The following is an 18,245-nucleotide window of genomic DNA, read 5'->3' on the forward strand; positions in this document are numbered from 1 at the left end:
AGCGGACACCTGAAGACGTGGGCTATTGGTTGTGTACGGACGTGTGCCACTCAACGGTGCACGAGCTGATGAGGCAGGACAGTGGTCAAGGGCGGTCGTGCCGTGCCATCGGTCGCATGATCGAGCGACTAGCGGTGGCGGTGACGTCGGGACAACGGAGTTACCGGCGGCAAGCATTCGGAGAGAAGTGACAACGATGAGTGATGAAGACGAGTTCAACAGCGACGAAACGGTCGAATCGGGTGATTCGGCTGACGGCGGTGAGGGTACTGGTGATGACGACCTCGACGAACTGCTGGGACGGTTGACTAACCCGGATCAGATCATGGCGGAGACATCGTCGTATCAGGACCCGGTGTTGGGTGAGATGGGCGGACCGGCTGCCCCGGCATGGTTGGGGTTGCGGTGGCGAGAGATCCCCGAAGAATTGCAGCAAGAGGCGTGGGTGGGGCTGCGTCGTTGGGTCGATTGGCTGATCGCGGAGTTCAAAATCTCCTCGTCTATCATCCCTAGTTGCTGGTTTCGGCATTCAGAGATCGTGGCTGAGCTACACGCGGCGATGAATTTGGAGTACAAGACGTGGGAAGAGAAGTTGCCCACGGTTAACGCAATGTGGATGTGGCTACCGCAGTTGCAGTCGATGCTGGAGTACCGGTTGCGACCGATGGTAAAAGAGCTGGGGTCGTGTGGGAAAGGCGAACATCGGGAGCCGGTGGTCGAGGCTCGCGATTACGACGAAGACCTGTGGGAACAGACAGTGTTCACACGCCGGTCAACAGCGACAATTGACCGTCCTGGTGTCGACGAAGATCCGTCGTTCGGTCGAGTGCGCCTCATCACCGACGATGGCGAACTCATCGGAGAGTCCGACATCTTCGGAGTCGGACCAGTTCGGACGGGAACGAGAACCAGCGAGATCGATCTCGAGGGTGAAAGCGTCGCGGGAGCCAATGATTTCAGTGTCACGGTGACCGCGACTCACGTGCCTGCGGGAGGGTCATTCGTGTGGGAGGAAGCTGCGACGCCCGATGGGCCGTGGGGTGTTCCCGACGACGAAGAAGGTGTGCCCGGGTCACCTGTGAGCGGTTGAGAGAACGAGTTGTTCTGGATGGGCGAGGGCCTACCGCGCCGGTGCCGGACCGCAGCTGAGCTCGTGGAGTGAAGTGTGACTGGGCGAAGGAAAGGTGCAAGGAGAATGAACACGGTTGAAGAAGCGGCAGTGAGCGAGCAAGAACTCGCGGCAGCTGAGGCTGAACTGGGCAGGGCGAGTGATGAGTGCGATGTGGCCAATGCCCGAGCTGATCGGGCGCGGGAAGTGTTGGGGAGGTTGCAGTGCCGGTTCTCATGGAGGCCCGAGAACGTCCGCCCAGGGTGGCCTGTCATGTGGTGCGGACGTCCGGTCGGTCACGAGGGGGCTCACGATGCACGGTTCTATCTGGAAGAGAACCCGTGTGAAGAGTTCGCGAACGCGGTCGGCGAATTCGCGGCGGCGGATCGTGCTGCCGAAATAGCGGGACGCCGATGGATGGACAGTATTAGCACGGTCCAAAAGTTGAAGGGCGAGGATGTCATCGACGCGTTTGATCAGTATCCGTTGGACGGGTTCTGGGATCCACGATGGGACAGCTCGTTGAGAGAAACCGAAGATGATGAGCGCGAATAGCAGCCGTCGGCGGACCTGTGAGCGGCCAAGGTGAGGAAGGAAGAAGTCATGGTGACAGAGAGTGAATTCGCAAAGGCAGCGATGGAGTTCCACCTGGCGGTCAATGCCGCTCGACAGGCCCAAGTGGAAGTCGACGATGCTCGATGGGCGATGGAGGAAATGCAATGTCTCAAAGAGTTTCAGCTCATGGTTCCGTATGAGGACGGTGACGGCTTCGCGTTCGTGGTGACGCTGTGCGAGCGTCGAAAGGGGCATGACGGGCCGCACGGTGAAGAGCCGATGACGTCTGAATACGAGTCGGCGGTCATCCTCGATGAGGTCCATACAATCCGAAAAGACACAGGGTGGGTCCGCGAAATGGGCCGGAAAGCGCGTGCGCTATTCGCACTGGAGCCGGATCGTGGCTGACCTAGCAACCCCGGCGGGGTTGAGCGAGGGAAAGCGGTGACCTGAGTGCATAGGTCACCGCTTTCACCGTATTTCGGGTGGAAATGTTTGTCACCCAATGCTGACAGTGACTGTGACCGAACTCCCAGTGAGATGCACCGTGCATCCGACTGATGAAGGAGGCGGTCACAGTGGCCGATAAGCGAAAGATCACTGGGTATCTTGCAGCCGATCCGCGTCGCGTTGAGCACAATGGCACACAGTTCGCGGCATTCGAAGTGTTGGAGAACAAACGGTACTTCGATGGAGACGAGCAAGTCTGGAAAGACGCCAAACCGACGAAGTATGAGGTCACTGTCGACCAAGAGGGCCTACGCGAGAATCTGCTCGCCTCGTTGGAAAGTGGTCAGCGGGTGACGGTGGAGGGCAATTACAAGCCGAAACCGTACGTCGACGGTGAAGGCAATCAGCGAGTGAGCAACAAGATCTTCGCCAAAGACGTCTCCGCGTCGTATATGCACAATTCGCTTGGCCGTGGCGGTGTGGCCCCAGATCGAGAACAGGACATCAGTGCAGGGTCAGCGCTGTCCGGGCAGGAATTGGGGCGCGAGGCGGCTGGACCTGGTTGGGGCGAGAATCCCGATCCGTATCCGGTCCATAGCCAGGAGTTCGCTGATCGAGGTCAGCCGGTGCGCCAGCAGTACACCGCTCCCCCACCTCCGAACCAGGCTCCCGACGCCGGTCTCAGCCGATGACGCGCAACGAGGTTGTCGAACCGATCGATTGGCCCAGCACGGGAGGCACACGCCGTGGGGGGGGCGACCGATCAGACACATGGCCAGTTATCTGCGCAGGACTGAACACGAAAAGGTGAACAGACGATGGTTGACTCCCAGGCCGAGTTGATTCGGACCGCCGATATGCATATCACGACGATGCGACGCCGAGTGATCCTCGCCCTCGCCGATGCCCAAGAACTACTCATGAGTTCTCCGGCTCAAGACCGTCACACCATCGAGAATAGATTGCGCTATGCACTCCGCTCCGCTGTGACGGACAGGGACGTCAGCCTCGCAAGTGACCACTACCAGACAGTCTCGGAACTGTCTGGAGTCGATTCCGTCCAACAGGAGATGAGTACACGCGCAGCACATGTGAGTGCTTTCAGCGAATCGGTCATCAATGCCGTTGACGACTGTCGTCCATGGTTGGCAGCGATGTCAGTGACGACTGCCGAGGTCGTTAGTCCCGAGAAGCTTCCCGAGCTGCGTGAGACACAGGAATGGGGGCTGATGCAGCAGGCCAGCATCGAAGCCACCGTGTCGTGTATGCCACCTGCACCGAAAGGGTGGTCAGCCGCGGATGGAACAGGAGTCAAACGCCTGGAAGCACACGATGCCGATGTGGCTGCGTGGATGATTGCTGACCAGCCACCAGTAACGGAACGGTCGACTAATGAACCATCAACCGGGCACCTGTTGCGGGGCGCAGTGGGACAACGTCTCAAAGTGAGCTGTCAGCGTACCGACACCAGTTGGTCGACGATGGACAAGGCGTATTCCAAAGCGTACGAATTCGATACACCGGAGGTGCAGAAGGAGCGGGAAAGACAGGGTGGTGACTTCTGGCCATTGCGCAATGGCAGTGATTGGTGGGCATTGCGCAACGGTATTCCGGTCGCGATTGATTCGTTCCCAGCTCCGAACGAATCTCTTCAACAGTACCCAGATATGCGCTTCAAACTGCCTCGCCCTGTATGGGACTCAAGCCGCGCTTACACGGGACCGGCGTTCGAACGCGCCGTGGTCGAGGGCGAGAACGACGTCGACGTGACCGTCAGCGCACAGCAACGTGTCGATCTGCGAGAGCGAGCCGAGGACGTGCAGTTCAGGTCGGTCTATGAGGCGGAAGAACGCATTGAGTTTATTCAGAGCGGCGACGATTACGGCCGTGATGGTGGAGAGGCTGCACAGGAGGTGGCGGGACTGCGCGATGCTGCGGAGCGGGTGGCGTATCAGTGCAGTGTCGTCGTCGGTGCACTGGACTCAGCCAAGCCGGTGACGATGCACAACAGCGCCCCGGCCCCGTCGGTGGCACCGCACTTAGTTCCTCCCCCGACACCGGCGCCTGCGGGTGCCAGTGCCCAGCTGAACCGCTAAACGCAACTAAGGGGTGAGTGGAATGTCAGAGCAAACCCGAACGGCGTTCACTGTTGGAAACGAACACGTCCGGGCTGTACGCCGGATGATCGGCGCGGCATTGGCTGAAGCCCGAGAGTTAAGCGTCGACACAAGCACCCGTGCCATGGCGGAAGAGTTCTTGCGGCAAGAATTCGAGCGCACAATGACGGTGCTCGACCGAGCACGCGAAGCGTACCGGAACGCGGCGGTTGGTCCCAGCGGTGAGCAAACACGACGACGTGCGGTTGAACTCGGTGCAGTGCGCAGAGCGATGGATGCCGGGGTGCAGGCGCGGAGTCCGCACCTGGCCAGTGTCGCAGTCACCTTGCAAGAGCGGCTACCGGACATACGTCGGGACGTGCTGGATTCAGAAGCAGGAGCACTCACTCGGCGTGCGAGCTTAGAAATGGCAGCACGATTGATACCACCTGACCCGAGCCGGTGGGACACGTCGGTTGGTCATCGGCTTGAAGCATCGGACCAGTTCATCAAGGACGTAGCAACCCTGCAGGAGCGCAATGAACGTGCCGCGACAGGGCTACGGAGAGTGACAGGTACATCAACGGCAGATCCACGCGGTGCTGCTCTGCAGATCGCCTGCTACGAGCGCATGAACTCCCAGCAACTGCAAGACAGCGAGCAGTGGAGAAAGCAAGTACGAACCACTCACTCGGTGGCCGACCAGGAGATTGAGCGGGGTCTAACGAAAACAGGAGTGCCGCCCATGCCGTGGGCTGGCCGGGCGGCACCAACTAGGCGCAACGGGCAGGCGGGTGCCCAAGACGTCGCAATGGGAACGGGTGCTAGCGGGGCCGGCCCCGCTCATTTGGTGCCTCCCCCGAAGCCTGCCCAAGCGCCAAGTATCGGAATGAACAGGCTCTGAGAGCCACGGGAGTATACGGAGATCACGATGAAACAGGCAGAAGTTATTGCACTGCACTCGAAGATGCTCAACGCTTCACCGGGTGAGGCCATGCGCCTGGGTATACCAGGGAACACACCATATGACATCACGCTGCGCTGGCAACGGCAGAAAGCACTGACCGACTACGACTTCGCGCTCCGCCGACAGTCACAAGCCGAGACCGGGGAGTACGACCGCCAGCGCGTGTTCGGATTGCCAGCGGTGGGAACCGCGTATGGGGACGTCGAATGGCTGGAAGCGTCGGGGGTACTCATGGGTCAGATGGAAGAACATCTCGGGTGCGACCATGGCGAGCTCGACGACGAAGTCCTTGACCGGGTCGTGGCCGATGCCATCGGAGATGCCCGCAACCCAGAGCGGCGCACTCGTATCCCGGCTCGGGAACACATCAGCCAGTGGTGGGCCGAACACCACGGACGGTACGAGAATCCAGGTGCGGAAGACATGATCGGCGCCGATCTGATCGATGCCGACGATGAGGTGCATCTGCTACGCCGACGGATTGTCGACGCTCTGCGCCACGGGCAACGCTTGGCAGAGAATCCGAGACGGCGCACCGAAGCCGAACAGTACATCAAGCAGCAGGCACGCGAGGCCGATAAGCATGTGCAGACGGCGATGGGCAAGTACCGGCTGGCGGCACAGGACTTCAGACAGGCCCGACAACGACCCAACGTAGCCGATGCTGCACGTGAACTGCTGGAGGTGAACGAACGTGCCGCGGCGAGCAAAGAAGCGGCCTTGCAGAAGTACTCGATTGTGCTGGCACTTGCGGCCAAACGGACAACACCGTTCATGGCGGGAATGCGGCGAAGCCTCGGAGAACGATTCCCCCATGAAGAACAGGCGATTTTGAATACTAAGGCTGGCCGTCTGGCTGAGGCCGCGAGTGTGGAAGCGGCGCTGCGCCTGACTCCGAAAGAACCAGAGACGTGGGTCCCCGAACGGGATGATTTCACGACCAGGGTCGACGAGTTCATTGAAGCCTCGGGGGCACGCGATGGGCTGGACCTAGCGGTGATGAAAGAGGCACAAAACGACAGTCCCACAGTCGCCTTTCGAGGTCAGGCTCTGATGCGAGCCTGTTACGACACGATGAGCGATCAGCAGCAGGCGATCAGTGACCGGTGGGGTCAGGTCGACACGAACGTGCCAGCGCCAGGAGTCGGACTTGGTCACAACAGCACAGAGTCCGAGGACTATGCCGCGTCAACTGGGGTACCGCCGATGCCTGTGCCGCCTCCGTCGGCGAAGGACAGATCGCCGGACGAACTCGTGAGGGAGCAGGAGCGGATGGTGACTGTCGTTGAGACGCAGACGTGGGTGTATGCGGTGCAACCGCCGACAGTAGACGTTGACGTTGAGACTTCGTTCGGGCTGGAGAGGTGAGCACAGTGGCTGAGACAGATATGAACCTGCTCCGGGAGCGGATGGCCACGCGGGTGAGAGTCGTCAGGCAGATGGGGCAACGGATTAGCCGAGCACCAGAGAGTCAGATCGAATACATGGAAGACATGTCCAAGCTGCTCACGGGTCAAGCCCGTGACGCGCACGAAGCCGCAACGATCCTCGATAACCAATCACCGGAAGCCGGTGTGATGGAACGCTACGGCGATGCGTTAATCGCCGCGAAGGATCCCCAGACAGGAGGACATGAGTGGGCAATCATCCAGCGAGCGATGCGCGATGAACTCTCCAGCACAGAACTTCAGAGCCTGGACGCAAGCGAGAAAATGCGAACCGTGAAATCGGCCAGCAAAGAGGCCGCGCTGATGTCGTGGACACCGACCGCCGACGTGCAGACAGTCGACACGGCCCTTGACCGGTATTGGGAGGCATACGAAATTCAAGACCGGGCGCGGACGGTCGACCTAGGAGAAGTCGGTTCCACCTATGACCGGTCACGGATGGTCACCGAAGCATGGACAACGGCCAGTAGTGCGGCATCAGTGTCCGCACGAGTACGGACACGCACGGAGCAGGTGAACATTGCTCTCGAAGCCGAGGACTCCCCTGTCGCTGAGGCAGCGAGCAACCTCATCTACATTGACCGGTCAAACGGGACAACACAGACGAAGGCGTGGGACGAGCAGATGGGCCGTGACCGGTCAACGCCGGTCACGAAGTCCGGCCCGGACCTGGACATGATGACCGGTCACACAGTAACGCGACCGGTCACAGACCCCGGTCTTGACCGGTGACCGTAGACAGCTCAGAAGCAATCTGAGGGCAAGCGTGCCCACTATTGACGTAATCGCATATATGTTCTAATCTGTGAGGTAAGGCAGAATGGCGAAAAAAGAGTTTGACGACGCAGAGGGTCTGTTTGACCTCATTTTTTCGGACGACGCATCGGAACAGCCAGTGCTCAGTGTCAAACAGGAACTTGTGTCGGAGCCACGAGCTAAGAGTGCAGGAGCAAGTGAGGAAGATGGCCGAGAACAACAGAATTCGGGACTACGTGGAGAGGTTCGCACCGAGCAAAGCAGCGACGATCCAGAACCCGACGGAACACTATTCGGTGATGTTCGACGAATACGTGAACCGGCGCAGCCAAGTGATCGCCGCACTGGAACCGGAGGGAGTGCAGGCGACAGCGGAAGAGAGAGCGAACCCGTTGCTGCTGATCGGAAAGAGTCGGGCGAATCGGCGGCAGGCCGAGGAGATCGCGTGGCAGGAGGTCGTTCTCGACTGGTATCCACCGGAAGTCGACGAAAGCGGCAATCCACTGGCCGACTGAGGCTGACCGACTTCCTCGAGTCGGACAATATCGAGGTGGTGTCCGTGACCGGCGACGATGTTCGTCCGGTCACGGACACCGGTCATGACCGGACAGAGACAGACACGCCGCCGGACACCACTGGTCCGAGGTTCGTCGTTGACCGGGACAAAGAGTATGTGCCCTCGGGGCCGAAGGCGCGGTTTCAGACCAATCTGGCCGCGATTGAGCGTGTCCGTGAGTTGACCGAGTCCGGTCGGACAGTGACCGGTCAGGATCAGGAAGTCCTGGCCGGGTGGTCATCGTGGGGTGCCGTGGCCGATGTCTTCGACGAAGCGAAAGAGAACTGGTCGAGCGAGCGTGACCAGTTGCGGCAAGTGCTGACCGACGATGAGTGGGAAGCGGCACGGGCAACGACGCTCAACGCTCACTTCACGTCCCCAGCCATCGTGGCCGAAATGTGGTCATCGCTAGAGCGGCTGGGAGTCACCGAGGGCCGTGTCCTCGAACCAGGGTGTGGATCCGGTAACTTCATCGGCTCTGCGCCAGAGTCAATGAGCATGGTCGGTGTTGAGATCGACCCGCTGTCAGCGCAGATCGCATCGTATTTGTATCCGCACGCCGATGTGCGCAATGAATCGTTCGGCAAGACCCTGATTCGGCCAAACCAGTTCGATGCCGCGATTGCCAACGTCCCGTTCGGCAACTTTCCTGTCTTCGACCCGTCGTGGAATCCGGGTGAACGGTTCTCCATCCACAATCACTTCATTCGCAAGGCTGTGGGCTGCCTCCACGATGGTGGTGTTGCGGTGATGATGACGTCGGCCTACACCATGGATGCGAAGAATCCGGCGTTCAGGGCAGAGATCGGGCGCGAGGCCGACTTCCTGGGCGCGGTGCGATTGCCGACCGGGGCACACCGCCGTACAGCGGGCACCGAAGTGGTCACCGATGTGCTCGTGTTCCGCAAACGTCTACCGGGTGAAGAACCGACTGAAGAGACTCTGTGGTGGGTGAAAACGCAACCGACGGATCTCGGTGAGGCCGGGGCGCGGCCCTTGATGAATCGGTATTTCCACGACCACCCCGAGAACATTCTGGGCGAGCTGGAGGCGAGTACATTCCGGGATTCGCAGATCAACGTGCGTGTTCAGAGCCTGGAGCAGGTGCCGGAACTGCTGCGGCAGCGGCTGAGTGCAATCGTCGATGCGGCCAATGAACGCGGTCGCGGGTATGTGGCTCCCACAGCGGAGATGCTGGCCGAGCGTGAGCGTGAGGCTCCCGTGGAGTTGGCTGACGGTCACTGGCCGGGCACGCTTGTCGAGACGGAGCCGGGTCACTTCGTGCGCGTCGTCGATGGCAGGAATGTGGACGTGAAGGTGCCGAAGAATGCCATGGCCGAGGTCCGGTCACTGATGGATCTTCGAGACCGGGCCGGTGCCCTCGTCGGGGGACAGGTGGCCACACCAGTCGATACCGAGGAACTAGTGGCCCTGCGCGAAGACACTTTGCGGGTGTGGGAGAAGCACGTCGCGAAGTTCGGGCCGATCAATCGTCACGGGACGAAGTGGCAGACGGTGACGGTGGAGAACGACGACACCGGGGAGAAAGAAAAGGTCCGGGTGCAGGTGCGGCAGGACCCGAAACCGGCACAGGTCATGCGCGATGATCCGTTGTGGTCGCTGACGAAAGCCTTGGAGACCTATAACGACGAGACCGGGGAGGCGGTCGCGGCGGACATTCTGCACCAGCGCACCGTCGAACAGAACCGGCCTCTGCTGGGCGCGGACACGGCAGAAGAAGCCTTGGGACTGTGCCTGGATGCCAAGGGCAAGGCCGAGATCGGGCGGATCGCGAATCTGCTGGGCACGGACGAAACTACGGCTCGCGAAGAGCTGGGCGATCTCGTGTTCGACGATCCGGCCAGCGGACAACTGGCAACACGGGCGGAGTACCTGTCCGGCAACGTGCGCAGGAAGCTGGCTGAGGCCGAACGTGTTGCGGAGAACGATGACCGGTACACGGTCAATGCCCAGGCCCTGATGTCGGTGATTCCCGATGATATTCCCATTGAGGACATCACCCCGACTATTGGGGCGGTGTGGATTCCGGCGTCCGATCATGAGGCGTTCTTACAGGAGATCGCCGGTGACCGGTGGGCGACCGTGCACAAGGCCGGCGCGGGCTATTGGGATGTGAAGTTCGGATATTCGGGTGCACGCCAGTCGGTGCAGGCCACCACCGAGTGGGGCACGTCGAGGATGCCGGTCTATGACATTTACCGCCATCTGCTCACCGGTGCGGAGATCCAGGTCATGGACACCATGGAGGATAAGTCCCGTGTCCTCAATCCGACTGAGACCGAGGCGGCACGTGCGAAAGCCGAAGAGATCGCCGAGCGGTTCGAGGATTGGGTGTTTGCAGATCCTGCGCGCGCCGAACGCCTCAGTGCCGATTACAATCGCCGCTTCAACGCACTCGTGCCCCGCGATTACACACCAGAGGCCGAGCGTCTGACGTTCCCCGGTCTGGTCGATGATTGGGTGCCGAAACCGCATCAGCGCACGGCGGTGGCGAGGATGATCGCTGAACCGGCGGTGGGCCTGTTCCATGTCGTGGGTGCGGGCAAGACCGGTGCTGCGGTGATTGGGATGATGGAGCTGAAACGGCGCGGGTTGGTCACCAAGCCTGCTGTGCTGGTTCCCGGCCACATGCTCGAACAGTTCACCCGCGAGTGGCAGGAAATGTACCCCAACGCTCGGCTGCTTGCTGCCGGAAGTGATGATCTGGCGGTGAAGAAAGGCAGTCTTGCTGGTCGCCGGGAATTCGTGGCCAAGGCGGCCACGGGCGACTGGGACGGCATCATCATGACGCATTCGTCGTTCAAGATGTTGGGAGTGAAGGCGGAGACTGCGAAGAGCTATTTCCGTGATATCACTGCCGAGCTGGATGAAGCCAAAGCGGTCATGGAAGCGGCGACGGAGAGCGATACGAACCGGACCGTCAAGCAGATCGAGAATGCGAAGAAGAAACAGGAAGCACGGTTGGAGAAGATTCTCGCAGCCGCCGATGAGACGAACCTGACGTTCGAGGCCACGGGTATTGACTACTTGACAGTTGACGAGGCTCACGAGTTCAAGAATCTCCACACTCCCACCTCGATTGCCGGTGCCTTCATCGAAGGATCTGAGAAGGCCACGGACATGGAGATGAAGATCAGCTATCTGCGGGACACCTATGGTGAGCGGGTAGTCACGATGGCCACGGGCACACCGATTGCCAACAGCATCAGCGAAGCCCACGTCATGACGCGGTATCTGCGTCCTGATCTGTTGGAAGAGGCCGGAGTGCGCGCCTTCGATCAGTGGGGGTCGACGTTCGGTGAGACGGTCACTCGCGTCGAACGTGACGCGGCAGGCCGGTTGAAGCAGCGGACGCGGTTCGCGAAGTTCAAGAATGTCCCGGAAATGCTGTCGTCATGGCAGCAGTTCGCCGATGTCAAGCGTTCCGAAGATCTGAACCTGCCGGTGCCCGAACAGGTGGTCAACTCCAATGGTGACCGCCGCCCCGAGATGGTCGTCATCCCCCGCACCGAGGCTCACGCGAAGTACATGGAGTACTTGGAGGGGCGCTTGGATAAGCTGTCGGGTCGACCAGAGAAGGGAGAGGACAACCACCTGACCGTGTACAACGACGGCAGGCAGGTGGCGTTGGACCCTCGCATGGTCGGTCTGGAGTTCAGCGGAGATGTGAAGCTCAACTACGTGACTCGCCGAATCGCGGCGATCTGGCGGGAGAACCGCGATAACGAGTACCTGGTTCCCGGCACGACTGATGTGTCGGAGAACAAGGGTGGGCTGCAGTTGGTGTTCTGTGACTTGTCGACGCCGACTGATGATGAGTGGAATGCCTACGATCAGATGAAGTCTGATCTGGTGGCCAAGCACGGGATGGACCGGTCGCGGATCCGGTTCATCCACGAGGCCAAGGACGATGAGAAGCGGGCGAATCTGTTCCGGGATGCGCGCGAGGGCCGTATCGACGTGCTCATCGGTTCAAGCCAGAAAATGGGTACCGGAGCCAATATTCAAAACCGTGCTGCGGCGATGCACCATGTTGATTGTCCGTGGCGACCCGACCAGCTTGAACAGCGTGAGGGACGGATCCTGCGGCAAGGCAACGAGAACAGTGAAGTCCAGATCTACCGGTACGCGACGGAGAACACGTTCGACAGTACTTCCTGGGACATCATCGGACGGAAAGCTACCGCGATCGCTCAGGTGATGCGGGGCCGGCTCGATGTGCGAGAGCTCGACGATCCTGGCGACCTGGCGTTGGACGCGCAGCAGATGATGGCCGGATCCTCAGGAAACCCGTTGCTCGTCGAACGCACCGAAGTGGATGTCACGCTGCAGAAGCTGTCGCGGCGGGCACGCGGCCATGACAAAGCACAGGCGGCGTTGAAATTCCGCAGGAATTCGGCTGAGCAGAGGCTCGGGCAAATCGAGCACATGCTGCCCGCGGTCGAAGAGGCCCTGACACGGCGAATCGACACCCAGGGTGATCGTTTCCGAGCACGGATCGCCGGTGTTGAGTACGACAATCGTGGGGACGCCTCGGAAGCCATTTACTCGCACATCAAGGGATTCACCCGGCCGGGCGGCGGACTGATCAATGGGGAGGGCAACCGCATCGAGATTGGCGGGTTCTTCGTCAACGTCGACTTCCGACACGACTACGCCACAGGGCGACGAGTCCTCCTGACCTTGGAAGACACCGGGGCGTTGCCCGAATCAGTGCAGGTGGAAGTCGACTTCGACGCCATCCTGGATCCGCAGAGTTCAACGCCACGGAACGTCGCGCAACTGCTCGAAAACAAGGTCACTGGCCTGGATAAGGTCAGAGACCGGCTGGTGGCAAACCGAGCCGAGGCACAGCAAACGCTAGAGGCCGTCGGTGACCAGTTGGGCAAGCCGTTCAAACATGCCGATGAACTGGCAGCGGCCAAGGCGAAGCTTGCCGACATCGACGCGAAAATCAAGGAGATGCAGGAGGCTGAGGACCGCAAGAAGCGGGATTCAGGACCAGAAGCGAGTGGAGACGGTACCGAGGCCGGATATTCGGTAACGACGGTCGCGGTGACACCGACGAGATCAGGTGTGAGCGTGAGCGAACCGGACACGGTCGAGTACACACAGACAGGGCGACGGCTGACCAATGGGCCTGAAACATCGACAGATGAGGCGGAGGCCGAGGCGGCGGCGAATCGGGCCAAGGAACAATCGGTACGCGCAGACGAGGCGGCGGCGTTGGGAGAAGAGCACTCACAACGGGCGTTCCAGGAGGTGCTCACAGCGTTGAGGCGATTCCAGGAACGAGGGGCAGAGCCTGTGGTCCGGGCGACGGAGACGAAGGTGTTCTGGCAACGTATGGGCGAGGTCGAGGATCGTCTGCGTGTGGCGTCGACGAAGTATGCACAAGCCGCTGCGCTGAGCACTGTCGATGCAAAGACGCAGGTGTACGACTTGGCCGATGTGTCGCGCATCGAGTGCGCTCAGATGGTCGGGTCGGCACGAGAGGCACGAATCCCAGGGCGACACATGACGGATCAGTATCTGCATGAGCGCCTGCCTCAGCACGCGAACGACGTGAAGATGAGTCGCGCATATGAGGTTATGGATGCAGCGAGCATCGAGTCGATGGCCACGACGCTGCGGAAAGTCGCGGGAGCGGAATCACCGTCGTCGATTGCGCGGCTGCAGGAGTCGATTGAGACGTTCACCGAAGCCATCAGCGAATTCGAGCAAGGCAATCGTATGGCGCGGGTGCGTCTTGGCTCCGAAGTCCGCTCAGCGGCCATGGCCGAGGAATGCTTAGGCAGGCTCTCCCCCGCCGAACGGCAGATGGCTCTCGATTGGGCGAAAACAAATGACCGTCAGCGCGCAAAGCTAAGTAGCGGTGACATCAGCGAAGTCGAGGCGGCGGTCGCTGGGAAGGCGTCGAATGACGTGATGGAGAGCATCAAGGCGAAGCATCCGCATCTGGTGGCTGGGCTGAGCGACGAGCAAGGGATGAGCCTGGGCATCCCTCAATTGCCACCACACGGGCTAGACCCGTTCGATGACACTGTGACGGTCGAGGACACAGCACGGGCACAGGAACGAGCACTGACAACGGTGAAGACCGGAACAGAACCTGCTCGGTGGGCACGGCCAACAAGCGGGCCTGGCCAATCTGTACCGACAAGAGAACACACAGTGGGCATGGAGTGAACCCGACGTTATGTCATGGGCGCCTGACATACTGACAAACCGATTGACCGAGAAATCACCGCAACGAGGCGACGAAGGGAAGAACTCATGTCCGAGGCACACCAGACGATGGTGACGATGATCGAGAACTACCGTGCGGCCAAGCGTGAACAGAAGCAGGCCCGCACTGTGACCGACGGAGAGGATTCCGAACCGATCTTTCGACAGTACATGCAGGCTGTGGGAAACGTCTTCGAGAGCTTCTTCACGCTGGGGACCAGTATTGTCGACGACAGCGAATTCGATCACGAAGTGTGGTTGACCCGAGTGCGCGCGGCGTGTGAGCAAATGGATAGTGCAGAAGCGAAGACCCGGTTGAGCCAGTGGTGGCAGTCACTGGAACAGGTGACAGGCCGTGAGTCAGCGAAGTCCGCGCACCGAGAGATGAAGAGCATCATCAACGACTACGACCAGGTGTGGCCCTTGGTTGCAGAACTCGACCGGCGGCTCGAAGATCAGACCACCGACAAGCTGATGGAAGCGTTCAAGAGTGCTGCCTCCTCGACGCCGGGGATGAAGCTGCGGGTCACCGAGGAAGTCAGTGACACCGTGATCCGTGACGAAACGATCTTTGGCCCGGATGAGGACCGGACGGATACGAAGGGTGTTGAGCGCACCGAAGACGACATCTCTCATCTATTCGGGATGGACGATTCTCAGGCGGTGATGGACCAAACTCACATTTGGCATTCCGAGGCGATGAACATCGTCAACAATGACCGCGAACTGTCCAGGGCATCGAGCATGGATGACGTTCTGCTCAGCGTGAAGCTGGCTATGTCGACGACCGCGGTCAATGACTTAGAAGCCGGAGACCTACTTCCAGATATTCCGACGTCAATGACTGGACTTAAGGCAGGTCATGCTGCGTTTCTCCGTGCCCAGGCGCTCATGGGTATGCGCGGCGGGTTGGAGGAAGATGGCGCAACCTACTCGCGGTACGAACACGGCGATGGGTCTGCGGCACAAATGTTGCAGGCGATTGCGTGTGTGGGAAACCTCGTCCAGCGGGCGAAGCTTCTCTACTTTCCAGTCGCTGACATGGAATTGCGGGCGGGAGATGAGCGTGTGGCGTCAACGGTTCCCCGCGATGTGCCGAGTTTCGTTGTGCATGATCGGCCGGTCCTTATCGGTGGTCTTCCGATCATCGGCTGGTTGATGCACACAGACGAACGCGGCCGGATACTCAACACGGGGCTGGCAGTCAGAGTGCTCAGCAGTGCGCCCGACCCGGTGGAGCTCACAACCCATTCGTGCAGTTTCGTGCATGGACCGAACGCGCAAGTGCTCGGAGACATTCGAACGGCAGTCGAGAGATCAACGTGGTATCTGCCGAGCCAGCTCAGTCTGCCCGGAGTTCCTGGATCGAAGAAATGGCGCAGGAATCTCGCGAAGCAGGCAAAGAGCGCGTTGGAGCAGGGATCAGCGGCTGAAGTATGGCTGCGAGCCTCGGTGTGAACTGTTGAAGGAAGGGACAATCAGTATGAACAACGCGAGGCTGGATAGCCGCATCTGCTTGGTGGCGGCGTGCCCGAGACTGACCGACGACACGGTGTGCTGGTACCACCATTGGGCAAATAATGGACCCCTGCGCGGTCTACTGGCTCAGGACGAGCAATTCGATCCTCTGACTACCCACAACTTCGAGTTCAGCGAGTGGGTGCAGCGGAGCCAAGAGCGCGTGATCAAACTGGAAGAGTTTTCCCACAAGGATCCGTGGACTCGGCAGAACCGTCAAGCGATCCGGGAACTCAACGAGATCCGACTGTTTACAAGCAGCCAGTTGATCGAACCACTGGTGTCCAGGTGGCAGGCACAGCACGGGGTTTCAGGGTGGCGACTTCCCCCGGACGGGTGGTTGGGCGAGACGATGATCGCTGAGTTCCCCGAGCTGGACTTGGATCAGATTTCGATAGTGCCACGGGATACAGGTCCTGTGCTTCAGGTGCACTCGTTCGAACAGTGGGCAGACTTCATGGCGAGGAAGAACCAGGAGGCGAAGTCACCGACGCCTGAACCGTTTGCTCCAGTGACACAGCGACGCGTCGTGAACAAGGCCATCGTGGATGGATTGCGGCGGCAAGAAGAGTGCAATGCGAACGTCATTTCTCGGCACAAAGACGCTCTGCACGCTTATAAGCATCATGAACAGCGGGGCACTCTGGCTGAGGTGTTTGATGATCCCGATGTGGAACTCGATGTTGATCCCGATGTGGTGGTGTTCCACCAGATGCGTAAACCGTGGATGAACAGTTCCGGGTTCTCAACATGGGATCGGCGTGACCGGTTGGCAGCGTGGGCGTTCGAGCAGCATCTGTTGCTGTCTCCGGGCGATATTGTGCGGTATGAGCACGTGCGTTCGTCGACCACGAAGTTGTGGTGGTTCGGTTCGATCCATCCAAACCCACATTGGTTGAACTCGGCTGGTGAAGAGGATGGGATTCGGCTGGAGCTGGCACCGAAGCGAGGCCTGTTCCTGTCGGACAAATCACAAGGCGTGCTGGAAACGCATCTCGGCCATGAGAACGAGCTGTTGCTTCCAGGCGATACTTGGTGGGAGGTCGTCGGCATCAGAGACGCGGTTCAGGCGGACTCTCGAATGGGTGAGTATCAGTCCAATGAGCGGCTGCGTGCGATTCAGATGAAAGAGATCGAGCCGTACGACGTGGAATACCGGGCAGTGAAGCTGTTGACGTGTGAAGCTGAGGATCTGACCGGCGACAATGCCGTGTCCTGGTGAAGTTGATTCTGACTGCCAGGTGCGGCATTAGCTTGAAACGGGACCAGAGATACCTGTGTTCGACGGCATCGCCTGGTGGTCGCGCTGGCGGTTGATCAGTCTGTAGAGAGTCGACCGAGAGATGTTGAAGTCGTCCGCGATGGCTGTGAGGCTCTGTTGTCCGGCGTCGACGACTGATAGTACGGCGTGTTCTTGTGAGGGAGTCAGTCTCGGCTTACGTCCGCCAATACGGCCTCTGGCCCTGGCGGACTTCAAACCGGCGTTGGTTCGTTCGATGATGAGGTCGCGCTCAACCTCTGCCATTGCGGCTGTGACCGCCAGCAGGATCTTGCCCCCTGGTTTGCGGGGGTCGGTGGAAAGACCATCCAACGTTTCTACCGAGACTTCTTCCTCTGCCAGTTCATGAACGAGGCTGAGAATGCCCGACATTGACCGTCCGAGCCTGTCGAGAGATGTGACCAGTACGGTGTCGCCGGGACGCAAGTGGTCGCGGAGAGCAGAGAGGCCGGGACGATTTGTCTTAGCTCCCGACCCGATGTCGGAGAAGACACGGGTGCAGCCGGCTTGTTTGAGCGCATCGAGTTGTCGTTCGAGGTGCTGGCCGACCGTGGAAACTCGACCATAACCAAATGTACGGAAGGAACTCATGCGTTCAGATGTACCACATGTCTGTGAGTCGCAGCGGTAAATGGCACGTTTTTCGCGGCACTTAGTGGCCGACAAGGGGGAGCCTGCCGAACTGCCTCTACAGCCTCGGGTGACAACTCGTCGAGGTCGATCACGGTCAGCATCCGCTCGATCTGGGTGAGTAGTAAGTCCACGAGGAAGAAGTTGCCTTCGGCGACCCCGAGGATGACCGCGATGGCGGTTGCGTGGGCGACGCCGCATAGCCCCTCGCTTTTACGCAGATTTCCTCGAATCAATCCATCGACACTGTCATTGAAGGCTGATAGATTGAAGACATACATTCTAAGGATAGTCTAAATATATCCCATTCATTAAATTTGGGGAAGTTGCGTTGTGTTTACTCATATATTTTATTCTCATCTTCACGGCGCTTCAGTTCGCGTTTCGATCGATTGCCCGCAGCAACAGCATGATGGTGACTATTATTGCACTGTGAATATCCAATGCGCCAAAGCAGAGGTTGACACTTCAATGAATGCTTACGGCGTTGACCCCTTCCAGGCGATCGAAGCTGCTGTCACTATTGCTCGCGCTCAGGTGAAGCACATGGACCCTGAACTTATTGTTAGCTAAGCAACCCCTTCAAGACTCTGCTAATCATTCGAGCGTCAACTTAGTTTGGAGAGAAAATGA

General features: G+C 59.6%; 14 protein-coding genes. 12 read left to right on the forward strand and 2 right to left on the reverse strand.

Annotated features, from left to right (window positions below; translation table 11 throughout):
• The first annotated feature begins 196 nt into the window (after nucleotides 1-196).
• The 11 genes from FO013_RS14970 to FO013_RS15015 all read left to right on the forward strand — a co-directional run bounded on the left by FO013_RS14970 (nucleotide 197) and on the right by FO013_RS15015 (nucleotide 16,925).
• Nucleotides 197-1,090, forward strand: coding sequence for a hypothetical protein (locus FO013_RS14970; protein ID WP_143923354.1), 894 nt, complete (start codon nucleotides 197-199; stop codon nucleotides 1,088-1,090).
• Nucleotides 1,091-1,195: 105 nt separating this feature from the next.
• Complete coding sequence (locus FO013_RS14975; RefSeq protein WP_143923355.1) at nucleotides 1,196-1,663, forward strand: hypothetical protein; 468 nt, start codon at nucleotides 1,196-1,198, stop codon at nucleotides 1,661-1,663.
• Nucleotides 1,664-1,711: 48 nt separating this feature from the next.
• A complete protein-coding gene (locus FO013_RS14980; protein WP_143923356.1) occupies nucleotides 1,712-2,071 on the forward strand; it encodes a hypothetical protein in 360 nt (119 codons plus the stop codon).
• Nucleotides 2,072-2,241: 170 nt separating this feature from the next.
• Nucleotides 2,242-2,805 (forward strand): single-stranded DNA-binding protein, encoded by a 564-nt coding sequence (locus FO013_RS14985; protein ID WP_186293137.1) that lies wholly within the window; start codon nucleotides 2,242-2,244, stop codon nucleotides 2,803-2,805.
• Nucleotides 2,806-3,342: 537 nt separating this feature from the next.
• The gene (locus FO013_RS14990; protein ID WP_143923358.1) at nucleotides 3,343-4,209 is read left to right on the forward strand and encodes a hypothetical protein; all 867 of its coding nucleotides are present in this window, start codon (nucleotides 3,343-3,345) and stop codon (nucleotides 4,207-4,209) included.
• A gap of 931 nt (nucleotides 4,210-5,140) precedes the next feature.
• Entirely contained in the window at nucleotides 5,141-6,544 is a 1,404-nt protein-coding gene (locus tag FO013_RS14995; protein ID WP_143923359.1) for a hypothetical protein, read from the forward strand.
• 5 nt (nucleotides 6,545-6,549) lie between these two features.
• Complete coding sequence (locus FO013_RS15000) at nucleotides 6,550-7,356, forward strand: hypothetical protein (RefSeq protein WP_143923360.1); 807 nt, start codon at nucleotides 6,550-6,552, stop codon at nucleotides 7,354-7,356.
• 323 nt (nucleotides 7,357-7,679) lie between these two features.
• Nucleotides 7,680-7,895: a hypothetical protein gene (locus FO013_RS22420; protein WP_186293138.1), complete on the forward strand. Its 216-nt coding sequence runs from the start codon at nucleotides 7,680-7,682 to the stop codon at nucleotides 7,893-7,895.
• Between the two features lie 44 nt (nucleotides 7,896-7,939).
• Entirely contained in the window at nucleotides 7,940-14,146 is a 6,207-nt protein-coding gene (locus tag FO013_RS15005; protein ID WP_186293139.1) for a helicase-related protein, read from the forward strand.
• Nucleotides 14,147-14,233: 87 nt separating this feature from the next.
• Nucleotides 14,234-15,643 carry a hypothetical protein gene (locus tag FO013_RS15010; RefSeq protein WP_143923362.1) on the forward strand — a complete coding sequence of 470 codons (1,410 nt, stop codon included), beginning with the start codon at nucleotides 14,234-14,236 and terminating at the stop codon, nucleotides 15,641-15,643.
• 25 nt (nucleotides 15,644-15,668) lie between these two features.
• Nucleotides 15,669-16,925, forward strand: a complete 1,257-nt coding sequence (locus tag FO013_RS15015) for a hypothetical protein (protein WP_143923363.1) — start codon at nucleotides 15,669-15,671, stop codon at nucleotides 16,923-16,925.
• 27 nt (nucleotides 16,926-16,952) lie between these two features.
• Here the strand turns inward: FO013_RS15015 and FO013_RS15020 are convergent, their stop codons facing one another.
• Both FO013_RS15020 and FO013_RS22425 read right to left on the reverse strand, forming a co-directional pair.
• Nucleotides 16,953-17,573, reverse strand: coding sequence for a recombinase family protein (locus FO013_RS15020; protein WP_143923364.1), 621 nt, complete (start codon nucleotides 17,571-17,573; stop codon nucleotides 16,953-16,955).
• Nucleotides 17,570-17,893 (reverse strand): hypothetical protein, encoded by a 324-nt coding sequence (locus tag FO013_RS22425; RefSeq protein ID WP_186293140.1) that lies wholly within the window; start codon nucleotides 17,891-17,893, stop codon nucleotides 17,570-17,572. Before FO013_RS22425 ends, FO013_RS15020 begins: the two co-directional genes overlap by 4 nt.
• A 52-nt stretch (nucleotides 17,894-17,945) precedes the next feature.
• Here FO013_RS22425 and FO013_RS23305 point away from each other — a divergent pair, with 52 nt between their 5' ends.
• Complete coding sequence (locus FO013_RS23305) at nucleotides 17,946-18,185, forward strand: DUF6968 family protein (protein WP_395949800.1); 240 nt, start codon at nucleotides 17,946-17,948, stop codon at nucleotides 18,183-18,185.
• The last annotated feature ends 60 nt before the right edge of the window (nucleotides 18,186-18,245 follow it).

This window comes from Brevibacterium aurantiacum (genome assembly GCF_007558825.1).
GTDB classification, from domain to species: domain Bacteria; phylum Actinomycetota; class Actinomycetes; order Actinomycetales; family Brevibacteriaceae; genus Brevibacterium; species Brevibacterium aurantiacum_A.

What these genes read in the sequence shown, in the direction of transcription:
- FO013_RS14970 (WP_143923354.1), top strand. Translation starts at nt 197, where the DNA reads ATGAGTGATGAAGACGAGTTCAACAGCGACGAAACGGTCGAATCGGGT.
- FO013_RS14975 (WP_143923355.1), top strand. Translation starts at nt 1,196, where the DNA reads ATGAACACGGTTGAAGAAGCGGCAGTGAGCGAGCAAGAACTCGCGGCA.
- FO013_RS14980 (WP_143923356.1), top strand. Translation starts at nt 1,712, where the DNA reads ATGGTGACAGAGAGTGAATTCGCAAAGGCAGCGATGGAGTTCCACCTG.
- FO013_RS14990 (WP_143923358.1), top strand. Translation starts at nt 3,343, where the DNA reads ATGCAGCAGGCCAGCATCGAAGCCACCGTGTCGTGTATGCCACCTGCA.
- FO013_RS14995 (WP_143923359.1), top strand. Translation starts at nt 5,141, where the DNA reads ATGAAACAGGCAGAAGTTATTGCACTGCACTCGAAGATGCTCAACGCT.
- FO013_RS22420 (WP_186293138.1), top strand. Translation starts at nt 7,680, where the DNA reads ATGTTCGACGAATACGTGAACCGGCGCAGCCAAGTGATCGCCGCACTG.
- FO013_RS15010 (WP_143923362.1), top strand. Translation starts at nt 14,234, where the DNA reads ATGTCCGAGGCACACCAGACGATGGTGACGATGATCGAGAACTACCGT.
- FO013_RS15015 (WP_143923363.1), top strand. Translation starts at nt 15,669, where the DNA reads ATGAACAACGCGAGGCTGGATAGCCGCATCTGCTTGGTGGCGGCGTGC.
- FO013_RS15020 (WP_143923364.1), bottom strand. Translation starts at nt 17,573, where the DNA reads ATGAGTTCCTTCCGTACATTTGGTTATGGTCGAGTTTCCACGGTCGGC.
- FO013_RS22425 (WP_186293140.1), bottom strand. Translation starts at nt 17,893, where the DNA reads ATGTATGTCTTCAATCTATCAGCCTTCAATGACAGTGTCGATGGATTG.